Source organism: Aminobacter anthyllidis, assembly GCF_018555685.1.
In the GTDB taxonomy this organism is placed as follows: Bacteria; Pseudomonadota; Alphaproteobacteria; order Rhizobiales; family Rhizobiaceae; genus Aminobacter; species Aminobacter anthyllidis.
The window spans coordinates 286,178-301,431 of sequence record NZ_JAFLWW010000003.1 but is presented as its reverse complement, the minus strand read 5'-3'; the positions used below and the strand labels follow the sequence as shown (position 1 = coordinate 301,431).

General features: G+C 65.8%; 14 protein-coding genes and 1 riboswitch. Of the genes, 6 read left to right on the top strand and 8 right to left on the bottom strand.

The window, feature by feature from the left end; genetic code table 11:
* Positions 1-4: 4 nt before the first annotated feature.
* Positions 5-769, top strand: a complete 765-nt coding sequence (locus tag J1C56_RS11075) for a cobalt-precorrin-6A reductase (protein WP_420797381.1) — start codon at positions 5-7, stop codon at positions 767-769.
* Here the strand turns inward: J1C56_RS11075 and J1C56_RS11070 are convergent.
* The 8 genes from J1C56_RS11070 to J1C56_RS11035 form a co-directional block, all read right to left on the bottom strand.
* Complete coding sequence (locus tag J1C56_RS11070) at positions 733-1,497, bottom strand: precorrin-3B C(17)-methyltransferase (protein ID WP_214388970.1); 765 nt, start codon at positions 1,495-1,497, stop codon at positions 733-735. The two genes, J1C56_RS11075 and J1C56_RS11070, sit on opposite strands and share 37 nt — an antisense overlap.
* Entirely contained in the window at positions 1,494-2,246 is a 753-nt protein-coding gene (locus J1C56_RS11065; RefSeq protein ID WP_214388968.1) for a precorrin-2 C(20)-methyltransferase, read from the bottom strand. Before J1C56_RS11065 ends, J1C56_RS11070 begins: the two co-directional genes overlap by 4 nt.
* Complete coding sequence (locus J1C56_RS11060) at positions 2,243-2,875, bottom strand: precorrin-8X methylmutase (protein ID WP_214388966.1); 633 nt, start codon at positions 2,873-2,875, stop codon at positions 2,243-2,245. Before J1C56_RS11060 ends, J1C56_RS11065 begins: the two co-directional genes overlap by 4 nt.
* A gap of 2 nt (positions 2,876-2,877) precedes the next feature.
* Positions 2,878-4,428: a precorrin-3B synthase gene (cobG, locus tag J1C56_RS11055; protein ID WP_214388964.1), complete on the bottom strand. Its 1,551-nt coding sequence runs from the start codon at positions 4,426-4,428 to the stop codon at positions 2,878-2,880.
* Complete coding sequence (locus J1C56_RS11050; protein WP_214388962.1) at positions 4,425-8,081, bottom strand: cobaltochelatase subunit CobN; 3,657 nt, start codon at positions 8,079-8,081, stop codon at positions 4,425-4,427. Before J1C56_RS11050 ends, cobG begins: the two co-directional genes overlap by 4 nt.
* A 13-nt stretch (positions 8,082-8,094) precedes the next feature.
* Entirely contained in the window at positions 8,095-9,132 is a 1,038-nt protein-coding gene (gene cobW / locus J1C56_RS11045) for a cobalamin biosynthesis protein CobW (protein ID WP_214388960.1), read from the bottom strand.
* Positions 9,129-9,569: a DUF1636 family protein gene (locus J1C56_RS11040; protein ID WP_214388958.1), complete on the bottom strand. Its 441-nt coding sequence runs from the start codon at positions 9,567-9,569 to the stop codon at positions 9,129-9,131. The genes cobW and J1C56_RS11040 overlap by 4 nt, the downstream gene beginning before the upstream one ends.
* A gap of 39 nt (positions 9,570-9,608) precedes the next feature.
* Positions 9,609-9,814: riboswitch (cobalamin riboswitch) on the bottom strand.
* Positions 9,810-11,036: a winged helix-turn-helix domain-containing protein gene (locus J1C56_RS11035; RefSeq protein ID WP_214388956.1), complete on the bottom strand. Its 1,227-nt coding sequence runs from the start codon at positions 11,034-11,036 to the stop codon at positions 9,810-9,812. (Overlaps the previous riboswitch by 5 nt.)
* A 343-nt stretch (positions 11,037-11,379) precedes the next feature.
* On the opposite strand from J1C56_RS11035, the gene J1C56_RS11030 reads away from it, so the two are divergent.
* From J1C56_RS11030 to J1C56_RS11010, 5 genes are read left to right on the top strand one after another with little or no spacing between them, the layout of a single operon-like run.
* Positions 11,380-11,745 carry an NADH-quinone oxidoreductase subunit A gene (locus tag J1C56_RS11030; RefSeq protein WP_214388954.1) on the top strand — a complete coding sequence of 122 codons (366 nt, stop codon included), beginning with the start codon at positions 11,380-11,382 and terminating at the stop codon, positions 11,743-11,745.
* Positions 11,736-12,317 (top strand): NuoB/complex I 20 kDa subunit family protein, encoded by a 582-nt coding sequence (locus tag J1C56_RS11025; protein WP_192567869.1) that lies wholly within the window; start codon positions 11,736-11,738, stop codon positions 12,315-12,317. The genes J1C56_RS11030 and J1C56_RS11025 overlap by 10 nt, the downstream gene beginning before the upstream one ends.
* A gap of 6 nt (positions 12,318-12,323) precedes the next feature.
* Positions 12,324-12,929 carry an NADH-quinone oxidoreductase subunit C gene (locus J1C56_RS11020; RefSeq protein ID WP_214388952.1) on the top strand — a complete coding sequence of 202 codons (606 nt, stop codon included), beginning with the start codon at positions 12,324-12,326 and terminating at the stop codon, positions 12,927-12,929.
* Between the two features lie 9 nt (positions 12,930-12,938).
* The gene (locus J1C56_RS11015; RefSeq protein WP_214388950.1) at positions 12,939-14,129 is read left to right on the top strand and encodes an NADH-quinone oxidoreductase subunit D; all 1,191 of its coding nucleotides are present in this window, start codon (positions 12,939-12,941) and stop codon (positions 14,127-14,129) included.
* Positions 14,130-15,254, top strand: coding sequence for an NADH-quinone oxidoreductase subunit E (locus J1C56_RS11010; protein WP_214388948.1), 1,125 nt, complete (start codon positions 14,130-14,132; stop codon positions 15,252-15,254).

Here is a 15,254-nt window from a genome sequence, read left to right as displayed (position 1 = left end):
GATCATGAAGACGGTTTTGATCCTGGGCGGCACCACCGAAGCGCGCCAACTTGCGGCTAGGCTGGCCACGCGCGGCGATCTCGATATCACGCTGTCGCTGGCCGGCCGGACCGAAAACCCGGTCGAGCAGCCTGTGCCGGTGCGGACAGGCGGCTTTGGCGGCGCGCAGGGGCTGGCCGACTGGCTGGTCGAGCACAAGAGCGATCTTCTGATCGACGCCACGCATCCTTACGCCGCACGCATCTCGGCCAATGCCGCGGAGGCGGCGCGGATTGCCGGCGTGGCGATCTTCGCCTTGCGCCGACCCGGCTGGGAGCCGGTCGAAGGCGATTGCTGGACGCTGGTTGACGATAGCGAAGAGGCCGTCGCCGCGCTGGGCGACAAGCCGCGCCGTGTGTTCCTGGCACTCGGCCGGCAGGAGGTGGCGGCGTTCGAGGCAGCACTCCAGCATGCCTACGTCATCCGCAGCGTCGACCCGATCGCCCCGCCGCTCGGCGTGCCGGACGCCACCTACATTCTGGCGCGCGGCCCGTTCGCCGAAGCGGACGAGCGGGCGCTGCTCGAGGCGGAGAGAATCGAAGTCATCGTCGCCAAGAACAGCGGCGGGCAGGCGACCTACGGCAAGATCGCGGCGGCGCGGGAGCTCGGCATCGAGGTGATCCTGTTGCGCCGGCCGCAGCTTCCCGACGTGCCGTCGGCTCCAAGCGTCGCTGCCCTTGCCGAGATGGTCGATCATTTCGCCGCTCCGGCTGAAAAGCGCGGCGTGTAGACCAGCGGGCGCTTGCCGTCGCGCTCGATCAGGCGCGTTTCCGGCGAGCCGATGACGACACAGGTGGCCATGTCCGCCTTTTGCGCGTCGGCCTCGGCGAGCGTGAATATCTCGATGCGCTCATCGGGCCGGCCGGCGGCGCGGCCGAAGATGACGGGCGTCGATGCGGGCAAATGGGCGCGCAGCGTCTCAAGCGCGCTACCGAGTTGCCAGGGGCGGGCCTTGCTGATCGGATTGTAGAGCGAGATGACGAAGCCTGCCTGGGCGACGGCGACGAGACGGCGCTCGACCAGATCCCAGGGCTTGAGATTGTCCGACAGGTTGATGGCGCAGAAGTCGTGGCCAAGCGGGGCGCCGGTGCGGGCGGCGACGGCCAGCATGGCAGTGACGCCGGGCACGACCGCGAGATCGATGTCGCGCCATTCCCTGGGGCCGGCCTCGATGGCCTCGCAGACGGCTGCGGCCATGGCGAAGACGCCGGGATCGCCGCCGGAGACGACGGCAACATTGTGGCCGCTTGCCGCCATTTCGAGTGCCGCGTTGGAGCGCGAGATTTCCTCGCGGTTGTCGGAGGCGACGCGGGTCTGGTCGGGGCGCAGTTCCAGCCGGTCGAGATAGGGCTTGTAGCCGTAGAAGTGGCTCGCCTCGGCGACTGCACGGCTTGCTTCCGGCGTGATCTGGTCCGGATTGCCGGGGCCAAGGCCGATGACGACGAGGCGGCCGCTCACTTGTCGGCTCCCGGCTTGCCGGCCCAGCCGGGCACCAGCACGATGGCGAAATAGGGCGCCTTGTCGTCTGCCTTGTCGACGAGCCGCATATGCTGTGTCGTCGGCATGGTGCCGCGCTCGACATAGATGGCGCGGCCGAGCTTGCCGGTCACTTCAAGCGCCTTGCGGATTTTCGGCAGGTTGCGCCCGACCTTCATGATGACGGCGGCGTCGGTGTCGGCGAGGCGGCGCGTGAGCTCGAACTCGCTCATGGTGCCGGGCAGCACCGACAGCACGTCGTCGCCCTGGACGATCGGTACGCCCGTCTGCGACCAGCAGCCGGACATGGCTGTGACGCCGGGGATGACCTCGGTCGGGTAGAGATGCGACAGGCGCACATGCAGGTGCATGTAGGAGCCGTAGAACAGCGGGTCGCCTTCAGACAGGATGGCGACGGTGCGGCCCTGGTCGAGATGGGCGGCCACCGCTTGCGCCGACTCTTCGTAGAAGCCTGTGATGGCCGAACGGTAGTCGTCGTGATCCTTGTCGATCTCTATCGTGACCGGATAGACGAGCGGCAGCTCGATCACGCCGTCGCGGAAATGCGCGTCTGTGATGGTGCGGGCGTTGCCGTTGGCGCCACGCTTGGAGAAATGCGCGATCACGTCGGCCTCGGCCAGCGCGCGCACCGCCTTGACGGTCAGCAGCTCGGGGTCGCCCGGGCCAGTGCCGACGCCGATGAGGCGGCCCTGTGCTGCAGCAGTGCTCATACGCCCGGCCTCGCCAGCGAATTGAGGGCGGCCGCCGTCATGGCGCTGCCGCCGAGGCGGCCGCGCACGATGGCATAGGGCACGCCATAGGAATTCTCGGCCAGCGCGTCCTTGGATTCGGCAGCGCCGACGAAGCCGACCGGCATGCCGATGATGGCCGCAGGCTTGGGCGCGCCGTCGCGCAGCTTTTCGAGCAGGTAAAACAGGGCGGTCGGCGCATTGCCGATGGCGACGACCGAGCCGGCCAACCTATCCACCCACAGGTCGATCGCGGCCGCCGAGCGGGTGTTGCCGATTTTCTTGGCGATTTCCGACGTGCGCGGGTCGCGCAACGTACAGATCACTTCGTTGTCGGCTGGCAGGCGGGCGCGGGTGACGCCGCGCGCGACCATCTCGGCGTCACAGAAGATCGGCGCGCCGGCCTGCAGCGCACCGCGCGCGGCAGAGACGAATCCTTCGGAGAAGACGAAGTGTTCGGCCGCTTCGACGAGGCCGCAGGCATGGATCATGCGCACGGCGACGTCGGCTTCGGCCTCGGAGAAGCGCGTGAGGTCGGCCTCCGAGCGGATGATGGCGAAGGAGCGCTCGTAGATGGCCGTGCCATCATGGATGTAGTCGTAGGCGGCCATGTTCATTCCTGTGCCAGAGCTTGCGCGAGACGCTTTGCGCCCAACCTTGCGAGGCAAGCGGCGGCATTCTCGTCCGGCTTGCGCTCCTGGGCGAGCAATTTCGTGAGGCGGCCCATGCCGCGCGCGGCTTCATATCCTGCGGTGTAGGCGGCCGGAAGGCCCGTCGCCGTTCCGCCGACGACAAATGCCGCGCCTTTTTCGTCACCGACGATGGTCAGCGTCGCCGGGCCGGGATGGGCGCAGCCCTTGGCGCAGCCGGAGACGTGGAGCGTCAGCGTCGGGTCGAGGCTTTCGCCGAGGCCTGTCGCAATGTCGGTGGCGACGTCCCGCGCGGCGATCATGCCCGAAGCGCAAGCCGGCGCGCCGGGGCAGGCCGCGATGCGGATGCGAGGATCGGCAGGCGAGGTGACGAGACCGAGGGACTTGGCGTTGGCGGCCAGGGTGTCGGCGGAGGCGGGGTCGAGCCCCATGACGAGAAGGGTTCGGCCGGGAGCCGGGCGAATGCCGGTGGCACCGGCGGTTGCTGCGTCGTGGCAGAACTGGATGAGCGTTGAGGCGTCGATGCTGCCGAAGGGAAGGGCTATGCCGAGAGCGATTCGGGAGCCTGTGAGGGGGAGGATTCCGATGGGCGATGAATCGGTTGGCGCGGTTGGTTCAGAATATGAGTCAGGTGCTTGGGCAGGGGCAGTGAAAGACGCTGCGGGCAAATCGCGATCCTTCGCACCCCCCTCTGTCCTGCCGGACATCTCCCCCGCAAGGGGGGAGATCACGACTTCATCGGTGCCTTCGCCCATCGCTAATGTCGCGAGACAAGCGGAGATGGCCAAGCTGCCAATCTCCCCCCTTGGGGGGGAGATGTCCGGCAGGACAGAGGGGGGTGCGAAGGATCGCGACCTCTCTGACCCTTCGATAGCGGCGGACACTGCCTCCAGATCAAGATCGCGACCTCGGCCGCCGCGACCCAGCGCGGCGACAGCGTGAACAATGCCCAGCGTCGCTGCACACGCCTCATCCGTCTCGAACTCGCCGACAAACCTTGCCGCCGACTCGTCGCCACCAACCGACAAACGCCAGCGCGAGACACTGAACGCCACCAGCCTGATATCGCCCATGATCGAACCCAGCCCGATCCGCCCGCGACCATCGACGACGACCGAGACCTTCGGCCCAAGCCGCGATGCGAGGCCGGCAACTTCGATGCCGGCGCGGATGGCTGCGGCGAGCGGTGCAGGGTCGGCAATCTCAGTCGGGTCGATGCCGGCGAGCGGGCTCGTGTCGACGGGTACGCCAGTTCGCACTGCGATACCGAGCGCGTCGACTTCCCCGGCCAGCAAGCAAGCGCTTTCCGCTGTCAGGCCCCTGATCTGGATGCTGCCGCGCGCGGTGACCTCGACGATGCCGTTGCCATGTCCAGCTGCGGATTCGCAGAGTCCGATCAAGGTTTTGGGCGTGATTTCTCCAGCAACCGGGTTGAGCCGCACGAGCATGCCGTCGCCCGTCTGCATCGGTGCCGACAGTGCCGGGCAGGCGCCGCGGCGGGAGAAGCCGGTCATGCCGCAACCTCGCGCGCCTGTGCCTCGGCGATGAGGGCGGCGAGGTCGTCGTCGATGGAGTTGCGCAAGGGATGCCAGAGGCCGCGCCGGCGGGCGGTCGCGAAGCGTTCGGCGATGAATTTCGCTGCCGCCGGGTTTTCGCGCAGCATGAAGGCGCGCACGTCGTCATTGCCGACATAGGCATCGTGCACGGCCTCGATGAGCGCACCCGGAATGGCGTTGGTGGTCTCGGCGAAGCCGATCAGCCGGTCGACGGTTTCGGCGAATTCCGAGGCGCCGCGCGGACCATGGCGCATCTGGCCGGCGATGAAGCGGGCGTTGGTGGCGCGCGCCCGGACGACGCGGCCGACGGCTTCGGTGACCGAGCGTGGACGTGGCTTATGCGGGTCCGACGTGTCGAGCACGATGACGTCGGCATTCCTGCCCAGTGCCGCGAGTGCTGCGGTGAAGCCGCCGATGAAGGCGACGTCGGCGGAGCCCTCGAGGATGTCGCGGCCGGGATCGTCGCCGGTGTGGACCAGAAGGTCGGCGTCGGCGATGCGATCGGCAAAGGCGCCGGGCGCGGAAATTCCTTCGCCATCGCTGCCGCCATAGGCGTGCGAGGCGGCGTCAAGATAAGCGCGGCCGAGTTCCTCGCGCGCCTGCCAGTCGCCGCTGGAAAGAAGGTCTTCAAGGCCCGCGCCATAGGTACCCGGCGACGAGCCGAAGATGCGCGGCTCGACCTTGCCCGAGGCGCGGGTGCTGGCGGCGAGCGGGTTCTCCGAATCGTCCTCGTCGCGGGTGGCGACGGCGCGTGCGGCGGCGTCGATCAGCGCGATCTGGGTCGGGAACATGTCGCGAAACAGGCCCGATATGCGCCAGGTGACATCGACACGCGGGCGGCCGAGCGCCGCCGGCGGCAGCACCTCGATGCCGGTGACGCGGCCGGTGGCGGCGTCCCATTGCGGCCGGCAGCCCATCAGCGCAAGCCCTTGGGCGATCTCCTCGCCGCCGGTGCGCAGCGAAGCACTTCCCCAAAGGTCGATGACCAGCGCGCGCGGCCATTCGCCGTGGCCTTGCAGGTAGCTGCGCATGATCTCGTCGCTGGCTGCCTTGCCTAGGTCGAAGGCCGTCGGCGTCGGCATGGTGCGCGGATCTGAGGTGAACAGGTTGCGCCCGGTAGGCAGGACATCGGTGCGGCCACGCGCCGGCGCGCCCGAAGGGCCGGCCTTGACGTGACGGCCGTCGAGCGCGGCGATCAGGTTTTTCCGCTCGCTGATGGCGCTGGCGCGGCGGGCTGCGTCAGGCTCATCGGCTTCGATGCGGCCATAGACATGCAGGCCGTCCTTGATGGCGAAATCCTTGAGGTCGCAGAGCCAGGCGTCGATGCGGCGCAGCGCTTCATCGGGGGCGTCGGTGTTGGCAACGCCGGCTTCGCTCGCCAGGCCGGTCTGGGCAGCCGTCTCGACGATCAGCTTGGCCAGGCGGTCGCGGCGGCGGCGGTCGAGGCCGTCGGCCTGGGCATATTCGTCAACCAGGCGCTCGAGCTTCTGCTGGTGCTCGTCCAGGCCGGCAGCAGCGAGCGGCGGCGGCAGGTGGCCAAGCGTGATCGCTGCGATGCGACGCTTGGCCTGGGCGGCCTCGCCTGGATTGGAGACGATGAAGGGATAGACCACCGGCAGCGAGCCGGTGACGATCTCCGGGAAGCAGGTCGAACTCAGTGCCACCGCCTTGCCGGGCAGCCATTCGAGCGTGCCATGGGCGCCGACATGGACGATGGCGTGGATGCCGAGGGATTTCTGCAGCCAAAGCCCGAACGCAAGCAGCGTGTGGCGCGGCGGCAGCGTCGGGTCGTGATAGTCGGCGCGGCGATCGGCCGAGCGGCCGCGATCGGGGGCAAGGGCGACGGTGATGTTGCCGAAGGTTGCGGCGCGGAAAGGGAAGGTGCCTGCAGGAGATGAAGACTCGTGCTCGACGTTGCCCCCCTCTGTCCTGCCGGACATCTCCCCCACAAGGGGGGAGATTGGCAGCTTCGGCGACGTCGCACTTCCTGCAACGTCGGCGAAAGGCGAAGTCAGCAATGAAGGCATGATCTCCCCCCTTGTGGGGGAGATGTCCGGCAGGACAGAGGGGGGCAACGTCGAGCGCCGACTACTGAATTCAGCTTCTTCCGCAGGTCCACCCCAGGCAGCCTCGACCGCATCCCTGGCTTCCCCCGGCAAGTCCGCAGCCATCGCCACGTAGTCCTCAAGCGCCAGCCCATGCCCGCCTGTCTCGATCAGCTCGAGCAATTCACGTGGCGATTCGGGAATCGATTCAACCTCGTAGCCAGCGTCCTTCAGGTCGTGAAGCATGGCGAGCACGCTTGATGGCACGTCGAGGCCGACGGCATAACCGGTGCGGCCGGGGGCACTGGGGTAGTCGGGGAGCAGGATCACCAGCTTGCGCTTTTCGGGCGGCGTCTCGCGCAGCCTGAGATGGGCGGCGATGCGGCGGGCGACCTGCTCGACGCGGTCGGGCTCGGGCCGGTTGGCGAAGGCTCGGAAGCCGAGGGCCGGGTCGACGTCGCTCTCCGCCTTGAAGGAAATGGCGCCGGCGAGGATGCGACCGTCGAGCTCAGGCATCACCACATGCATGGCAAGGTCGGCGGGCGCCAGGCCACGCGGGCTGCCTTCCCATGCTTCGCGGCGGGTGGTGGCGACGATGACCTGGAACACCGGCACGCCGGCGCGGTCGAACAAGGTTTCGGTGCCCGGTTCGGCGCCGGCGGCAAAGGCGGTCGCCGTTACGATAGCAGCGGGGTCTAGTTGTGCCAGCGCCGTCTCGACGAAGGCGAGGGAGTCCTTGTCTTTCAGGCTTGAGACGAAGATCGGGGCAGGGTGGAGGCCTTGTGCGCGCAGTGCCTCGACCAGCGCGTCGATGGGGGCGACATCGGCAGCGAGCAGCATCGACCGGTAGAAGAGGATGGGGATGACACTTCCTTCTCCCCGTTCACGGGGAGAAGGTGCCCCGAAGGGGCGTTCGAGAGGCTGCGCGAGGGGATCAAGAGTGGGCTCCTGCCCCTCATCCCCCTGCCGGGACCTTCTCCCCGTGAACGGGGAGAAGGGGGCTGTCATCACGCCCCGTGCCGGGTCATAGAATCCCGCCTTCGGCACAGTAACAGGCGCGACGGTTGTGCTTTTGGCCCCCGCCAGTCCGGCCAGCCGCGCCACCAGCGCCTTCATATTCTCGGGGCCGCCCTCGCGGAAATAGCCGAGCAGCGCATCGAGTTCGGCGCGCGGCAGCGTCGAGGCTTCGATCAGCCGCAAATCCTCATCGTGGCTTTCGCCCGGCAACAGCGCCAGCGCGATGCCTTTTTCGCGAGCCAGCGACGCGAGCCGATCGCAGCCATAGCGCCACCAATCGTGGCCGCCGAGGATGCGGACGAGGATGACCCTGGCGTGGGCGGCGACCCTGTCGATCCAAAGATCGACCGACATCGGGTGCCGGAGGTCGCGCAGGTTGGCGAGCCGCATCGAGGGCAGGTTGGCAGCATCGGCCTTCCAGGCATTGGCGAGGCCGGCGAGGTCGCTGTCGGTGAAGGACAGCGCCACCACATCCGCAGGCTTCTGCCCGAGGTCGACCGGCTCGATCAGGTCGTCGAGCGAGGCGGATGTGGTGGTGAGGATGTGCATCCCGGTGTCCGGTTCAGCCGACCAGGATGCGCTCGATGGCCGGGCGGTCGAGGCCCTTGAGGCCGATGACGACGAGGCGCGAGCGGCGGTCGTCCTGGGGCGTCCAGGCGCGGTCGTAATAGTGGTTGACGCGCGGGCCGACGGCCTGGACGAGCAGGCGCATCGGCTTGCCGCCGACGTCGACGAAACCCTTCACGCGCAGCACGTTTTCTTCCTCGGCGGCGGTGGCGACGCGCTTGGCCAGTTCGTCAGGGCTCGTGATCGAGGGGATCTCGATGACGAAGGTGTCGAAATCGTCGTGCTCGTGGTCGAAAGCGCCGTCGTGGTGGGTCTTGCGGTTTTCGATGTCGTCCTCGACGGCGAGGCCGAGGCCGAGCAGCACCGACGGGTCGACCTTGCCGTGCGCCGACGGCACGATCTTGACCGCGCGTGCCAGGTGCTCTCGCACGATGGCGGTGGCGCGGGCGTGACCGGCTTCGTCGAGCAGGTCGCTCTTGGACAGGATGATGAGGTCGGCACAGGCGACCTGATCCTCGAACACCTCTTCGACCGGATCGTCATGGTCGAGCGAATCATCGGCCAGCCGCTGGGCGGCGAGCGCTTGCATGTCGGACGCGACCTTGCCTGCGGCCAGCGCTGGACCATCGACCACCGCAATGACGCCGTCGACGGTGACGCGGCTTTTCACGCTCGGCCACTGGAAGGCCTGAACCAGCGGCTTGGGCAGCGCCAGGCCCGAGGTTTCGATCAGGATGTGGTCGACCTTCGGCGTGAGCGACAGGATCTTGTCCAGGGCCGGCACGAAGTCGTCGGCAACGGTGCAGCAGATGCAGCCATTGGCCAATTCGACGATGTTTTCTTCGGGACAGGCTTCGACGCCACAGCCCTTGAGGATCTCGCCGTCAATGCCGACATCGCCGAACTCGTTGACGATGATGGCGAGGCGCTTGCCCTTGGAGTTTTCGAGGATGTTGCGCAGCAAGGTGGTCTTGCCGGCGCCGAGAAACCCGGTGACGACGGTGCAGGGAACGCGTTCGACGGAGGCGGTCATTTGTCTTCCTTGATGAGAGCAAGTGGTGGGATGCGCGCGACGAGGCCGCGCTTGAGACTGTCGGGACGGCCACGCCAGGGGATCAGGCCGTCGGTCGAGGTGGCGAAAAGCTTCGCGCCGGTGACGAGATCGTCGCCGGAGGCAATATTGAGATCGCCGAAGACGTAGCTCCACGAGCCGTCGCGCAGGATCGCAGCGCTCAGGCGGCGCTTGCAGTTGCCGAGGCATTCGACGCTGCGGACAGTGATGCCTTCGCTGGCCGCGGCGAGACGCGCAGATTCGGCGAGTTTGGCGCCTGCGCGGGGGGGGGCGTCCGATCCGGTCTCGTCGCGGCAGGACGAGCAGACGAGAATTGTCACCTCCGCGGCGAGGCGCGCGTCGGCGCTATCGCTGGATGCGTCCAAAATTTCGACAGAGAGATTGTCGTCGAGTTCCAAAATACCAGGCTCCTTGCCTGGGACACCCGCCAGGCGATCGGATCAATGTTGCAGACGGCAGGTCTCCTGGCTCGCGAGTCGTCGCCTTCGTGCCGCCTTCCCGGGAGGACTTCCCAGTGGTCTTCGGCCTAAGCTCGTCGCTTACAGTTGCGGGGACAGCCGCGGATTTGACGCCAACGGCGCGCACCGCATTCCCTCTTAGCCTCCGCCGTTGCGGGCGAAGGACCGTCTGTGGGCGATTTAGGCTTTCGCGAGGGGTGGAGTCAACGTGATGGAGCGACCCGCAATGTCGCTCAGCGCCGGCCCGAGGTCGCCGGCGGGTGTGACCTCGATGCGTTCGAGGCCAAGCCAGTCGCGCATCTGCTTCAACTCTTCATAAAGTTCGGCTGCAGTGTCGGGCGGGGCGCAGGGCTCGGAATAGGCGGCGTGGACACGCAAAACACCCGCGGGCCGGTCGGCTTTCAGGTCGATGCGGGCGACGATACGCTCGCCGAGCAGGAACGGCAGGACGTAATAGCCGTACTGGCGCTTCTCCGCCGGGGTGTAGATCTCGATGCGGTAGCGGAAGTCGAACAGCTGCTCGGCGCGGGTGCGCTCGAATACAAGCGGGTCGAAGGGCGCGAGCAGGGCGCGTGCGTGGATCTTGCGCGGGATGCGGGCCTCGGCATGAAGATAGGCCGGCCGGTCCCAGCCCTCGACGCGCACGGGAATCAGTTCGCCCATCTCGACCAGCTCTTCGAGCCGGCCCTTCATGTCGGCCGGAGACAGGCGGAAATAGTCGCGCAGGCAATTGCCGGTGGCCACGCCATGGGCGCGGGCGGAGATTCGCAACAGATCGCGATGCGCATCCTCGGCTTGCAGGGCAGGGCGGGCGTAAATGTCGGCCGGGAGCACGCGTTCGGGCAGATCATAAAGACGCTCGAAGCCGCGGCGCGAATGGGTGGTGATGCGGCCAGCCCAGAACAGCCATTCGAAGGCGTGCTTCTCCTGGCTCCAGCCCCACCAGCCACCGGAGCCCTTGGCGCCCTCGATGTCGGAAGCGGCGATCGGGCCACGGTCGACAACCTGGCGGAATATCTCTTCTATATAGGGTCTGTTCGCACGGCCGAACTTGGCAAGCCCGCCATACATCCCGTCCTCGGCTCGTGCCATGCGCCAGCGCATCAGCGGAAAGGTCTCCAGCGGCAACAGCGAGGCCTCGTGCGCCCAGTACTCGAAAAGCATCCGCTTCTTCGACTGCATGGCATCGTCGAGCAGCGCCATGGGGTAGGGGCCGAGTCGCGAATAGAGCGGCATGTAGTGGGCGCGCACGACCGCGCTGACCGAGTCGATCTGCAGCAGGCCGATGCGGCCGAGCACACGCTGCAAGTGACGTCGCGTTATAGCGCCCGCAGGCCGCGGGTCGGCAAATCCCTGGGCCGCCAATGCGACGCGGCGGGCGGTGGCGAGCGAGAGTTTTTCCTTCATTGCGGCAAGCTATCGCAGTCTCCGGAGGGGTGACGCAAGGGCACGAGAATCGGTCTTTGCTGCAAATGCTAGCAGAAGCGCGGTTCCGGTCTTGTCAGGAGCGTAAACTTGAGTAAAAGACGAAGGAAATCAAACACGAGCCACACGCGCAGGATTTTGGTCCAGCAGTGGGCTTTGCCACGTTTTGGCCAAGGTTGGACTTGCTTCGACCGACCGGCTGCGCTAACCGTCGCCGCATTGCAGCACGACCGTTTCGTCCGGCTCGGCGAGAATCTGTCGCGCTTCCGGAAACGGACCCCGTGCTGTAAATCTGGGTGGATAGGCCACCAACGGAATTCGCAGCATGAACGCTCTCCTGAGTTCGTATCTGCCCATCGTCATTTTTATCGGTGTGGCGCTTATCGTCGGCATTGCGCTTATCGTGGCGCCTTTCCTTGTCGCCTACCGCAATCCGGATCCGGAAAAGCTTTCAGCCTACGAGTGCGGCTTCAACTCGTTTGACGACGCCCGCATGAAGTTCGACATCCGCTTCTATCTGGTCTCCATCCTGTTCATCATCTTCGACCTCGAAGTGGCGTTCCTGTTCCCCTGGGCAGTGTCCTTTGGCGAGATCGGAATGCTCGGCTTCTGGTCGATGATGATCTTCCTGGGCGTGCTGACCATCGGCTTTATCTATGAGTGGAAAAAGGGAGCGCTGGAATGGGATTGAACGACGCCTCCGGCACCCTGGTCGCACCGAAGCCGAAAGGCATCATCGATCCGAACACCGGTAAGCTCATCGGTTCTGACGACGCCTTCTTCGGCGACCTCAACAGCGAGCTTTCCGACAAGGGGTTCCTCGTCACCTCGTCCGAAGCGCTGATCACCTGGGCGCGCACCGGTTCGCTGATGTGGATGACCTTCGGTCTGGCCTGCTGCGCCGTCGAGATGATGCACATCTCGATGCCGCGCTATGACGCCGAGCGCTTCGGCATCGCGCCGCGCGCTTCGCCGCGCCAGTCGGACGTGATGATCGTCGCCGGCACGCTGACCAACAAGATGGCGCCCGCTTTGCGCAAGGTCTATGACCAGATGCCGGAGCCGCGCTACGTCATCTCGATGGGCTCGTGCGCCAATGGCGGCGGCTACTATCACTATTCGTACTCGGTGGTGCGCGGCTGCGATCGCGTCGTGCCTGTCGACATCTACGTGCCCGGCTGTCCTCCGACCGCCGAAGCACTTCTCTACGGCATCCTTCTTCTCCAGAAGAAGATCCGCCGCACCGGCACGATCGAGCGGTGATCCCAGATGAGTGAAGCCCTGAACGACCTTGCCGCTTACATTGCGGAAAAGCTCGATGCGGACATCGAAGAAAGCGCCGTCGCCTATGGCGAACTGACGCTGACGGTGAAGGCCGCCGACATCGTCGATGTGCTGACTTTCCTGCGCAGCGACGTGCAGTGCCAGTTCATATCGTTCATCGATGCGGCCGGTGTCGACTATCCGCAGCGCCGCAAGCGCTTCGACGTTGTCTATCACCTGCTGTCGCCACGCCAGAACCTGCGCATCCGCGTCAAGATCAGTACCGACGAAGACACGCCGGTGCCGTCGGTCACCTCGGTGTATCCGGGCGCCGACTGGTTCGAGCGCGAAGCCTACGACATGTACGGCATCCTGTTCTCCGGCCATCCGGACCTGCGTCGTCTGTTGACCGACTACGGCTTCGAAGGCCACCCGCTGCGCAAGGACTTCCCGCTCACCGGCTTCGTCGAGGTTCGCTACGATGACGAGCAGAAGCGCGTCGTCTACGAGCCGGTCGAGCTCAAGCAGGAATTCCGCAATTTCGACTTTTTGTCTCCCTGGGAAGGCACCGACTACGTGCTTCCGGGCGACGAAAAAGCCAAGACGAATTGAGGCGCCGAAATGGCTGAAACCTCCGTCCGCAATTTCAACATCAACTTCGGCCCGCAGCATCCGGCGGCGCACGGCGTTTTGCGCCTGGTACTCGAGCTCGATGGCGAAGTCGTCGACCGTGTCGATCCGCATATCGGTCTGCTGCACCGCGGCACTGAAAAGCTGATCGAGCAGAAGACCTACCTGCAGGCGATCCCCTATTTCGACCGGCTCGACTATGTCGCGCCGATGAACCAGGAACATGCGTTTTCGCTGGCTGTCGAGCGTCTGCTCGGCATCGACGTGCCGAAGCGCGGCCAGATCATCCGCGTGCTGTTCTCCGAAATCGGCCGCATCCTGTCGCACCTGCTCAATGTCACCACGCAGGCGATGGACGTCGGCGCGCTGACCCCGCCGCTATGGGGTTTTGAAGAGCGCGAAAAGCTGATGGTGTTTTATGAGCGTGCCTGCGGCGCGCGCATGCACGCGGCCTATTTCCGCCCGGGCGGCGTCCACCAGGACCTGCCGCAGAAGCTGGTCGAAGACATTGGCAAGTGGATCGATCCGTTCCTGCAGACGGTGAAGAACCTCGACGACCTGCTCACCCCCAACCGCATCTTCAAGCAGCGCAACGTCGACATCGGCGTGGTGTCGCTTGACGACGCCTGGGCCTGGGGCTTTTCGGGCGTGATGGTGCGCGGTTCGGGCGCTGCCTGGGACCTGCGCAAGAGCCAGCCCTACGAGTGCTATTCCGAGATGGAATTCGACATTCCGATCGGCAAGAACGGCGACTGCTACGACCGCTACCTGATCCGCATGGAAGAAATGCGCCAGTCGGCGAGCATCATGCGCCAGTGCGTCGACCTGCTGCTTGGCAAGGAGAGCACCGGTCCTGTGTCGAACATGGATGGCAAGGTGGTTCCACCGAAGCGCCAGGCGATGAAGCGTTCGATGGAATCGCTGATCCATCACTTCAAGCTCTACACCGAAGGCTACCGCGTGCCGGCCGGCGAGGTTTACGCAGCCGTCGAAGCGCCCAAGGGCGAATTCGGCGTCTTCCTCGTCTCCGACGGCACCAACAAGCCCTACCGCTGCAAGCTGCGCGCGCCAGGTTTCGCCCATCTCCAGGCGATGGATTTTCTGTGCCGCGGTCACATGCTTGCGGATATCTCAGCCGTTCTCGGCTCCCTCGACATCGTGTTTGGTGAGGTCGACCGCTAAATGTCAGTCCGCCGTCTCGCAGAAGCCAGCGTCCAGCCAGCGTCATTCGCCTTCAACAAGGCGATGACCGCGCAGGCGAAAACCTGGATCAAGAAGTACCCCAAGGGCCGCGAACAGTCGGCCGTCATCCCGCTGCTAATGCTGGCGCAGGAACAAGACGGCTGGGTGACGAAAGCCGCCATCGAGCATGTCGCCGACATGCTTGCCATGCCCTACATCCGCGCGCTTGAAGTCGCGACGTTCTACACCCAGTTCCAGCTCAAGCCGGTGGGCACGCGCGCCCATATCCAGGTTTGCGGCACCACGCCGTGCATGCTGCGCGGCTCGGAAGAGCTGATGGACGTGTGCCGCTCGAAGATCCATCACGACCAGTTCCACACCAACGAAGCGGGTACGCTGTCGTGGGAAGAGGTCGAGTGCCTTGGCGCCTGCGTGAATGCGCCGATGGTCATGATCTTCAAGGACACCTACGAGGACCTGACGCCGGAACGGCTGGCCGATATCATCGACCAGTTCGAGGCGGGCAAGGGCAAGCAGGTCAAGACCGGTCCACAGACTGGCCGCGTGTTCTCCGCGCCGCTGACCGGTTTTACCTCGCTCAAGGAAGAGAAAGGCGTTCTCAAGACGACCCGCGACAAGGAGGCCAAGGCCGCTTCCAAGGCTGCCAAGGCAGCTTCCGTCGAGGCCGTCGTGCCGCCGTCCAATGCGGCCAAGCCGAAGACCGACGCGATCGAGACCAGCCCGGCCGTGAAGTCGCCGTCAAAGGTCAAGGCAGCACCCGCAGCCGAGAAGGCCGCAAGTGTTGCAGCGCCCAAGGCCGCAGCGGTGGCCAAGCCGTCGCTCGAAGACAAGAACCGCCCGGCGGGCATCGCCAAGCCGGCTGCCGTCGACGACCTCAAGCTGATCTCGGGCGTCGGTCCGAAGATCGAGGGCACGCTGCACGAGCTCGGCATCTTCACCTTCGGCCAGGTCGCGTCCTGGAAGAAGGCCGAGCGCGAGTGGGTCGACGGTTACCTGAATTTCAAGGGCCGCATCGAGCGTGACGACTGGGTCAAGCAGGCCAAGGCGCTCGCCAAGGGTGGCGTGGCCGAATACATCCGCGTCTTCGGCAAGAAGCCGGTCTGA

Coding starts and splice junctions, on each gene's coding strand:
- J1C56_RS11075 (WP_420797381.1), top strand. CDS start 5: ATGAAGACGGTTTTGATCCTGGGCGGCACCACCGAAGCGCGCCAACTT.
- J1C56_RS11065 (WP_214388968.1), bottom strand. CDS start 2,246: ATGAGCACTGCTGCAGCACAGGGCCGCCTCATCGGCGTCGGCACTGGC.
- J1C56_RS11060 (WP_214388966.1), bottom strand. CDS start 2,875: ATGGCCGCCTACGACTACATCCATGATGGCACGGCCATCTACGAGCGC.
- cobG (WP_214388964.1), bottom strand. CDS start 4,428: ATGACCGGCTTCTCCCGCCGCGGCGCCTGCCCGGCACTGTCGGCACCG.
- J1C56_RS11050 (WP_214388962.1), bottom strand. CDS start 8,081: ATGCACATCCTCACCACCACATCCGCCTCGCTCGACGACCTGATCGAG.
- cobW (WP_214388960.1), bottom strand. CDS start 9,132: ATGACCGCCTCCGTCGAACGCGTTCCCTGCACCGTCGTCACCGGGTTT.
- J1C56_RS11035 (WP_214388956.1), bottom strand. CDS start 11,036: ATGAAGGAAAAACTCTCGCTCGCCACCGCCCGCCGCGTCGCATTGGCG.
- J1C56_RS11030 (WP_214388954.1), top strand. CDS start 11,380: ATGAACGCTCTCCTGAGTTCGTATCTGCCCATCGTCATTTTTATCGGT.
- J1C56_RS11025 (WP_192567869.1), top strand. CDS start 11,736: ATGGGATTGAACGACGCCTCCGGCACCCTGGTCGCACCGAAGCCGAAA.
- J1C56_RS11020 (WP_214388952.1), top strand. CDS start 12,324: ATGAGTGAAGCCCTGAACGACCTTGCCGCTTACATTGCGGAAAAGCTC.
- J1C56_RS11015 (WP_214388950.1), top strand. CDS start 12,939: ATGGCTGAAACCTCCGTCCGCAATTTCAACATCAACTTCGGCCCGCAG.
- J1C56_RS11010 (WP_214388948.1), top strand. CDS start 14,130: ATGTCAGTCCGCCGTCTCGCAGAAGCCAGCGTCCAGCCAGCGTCATTC.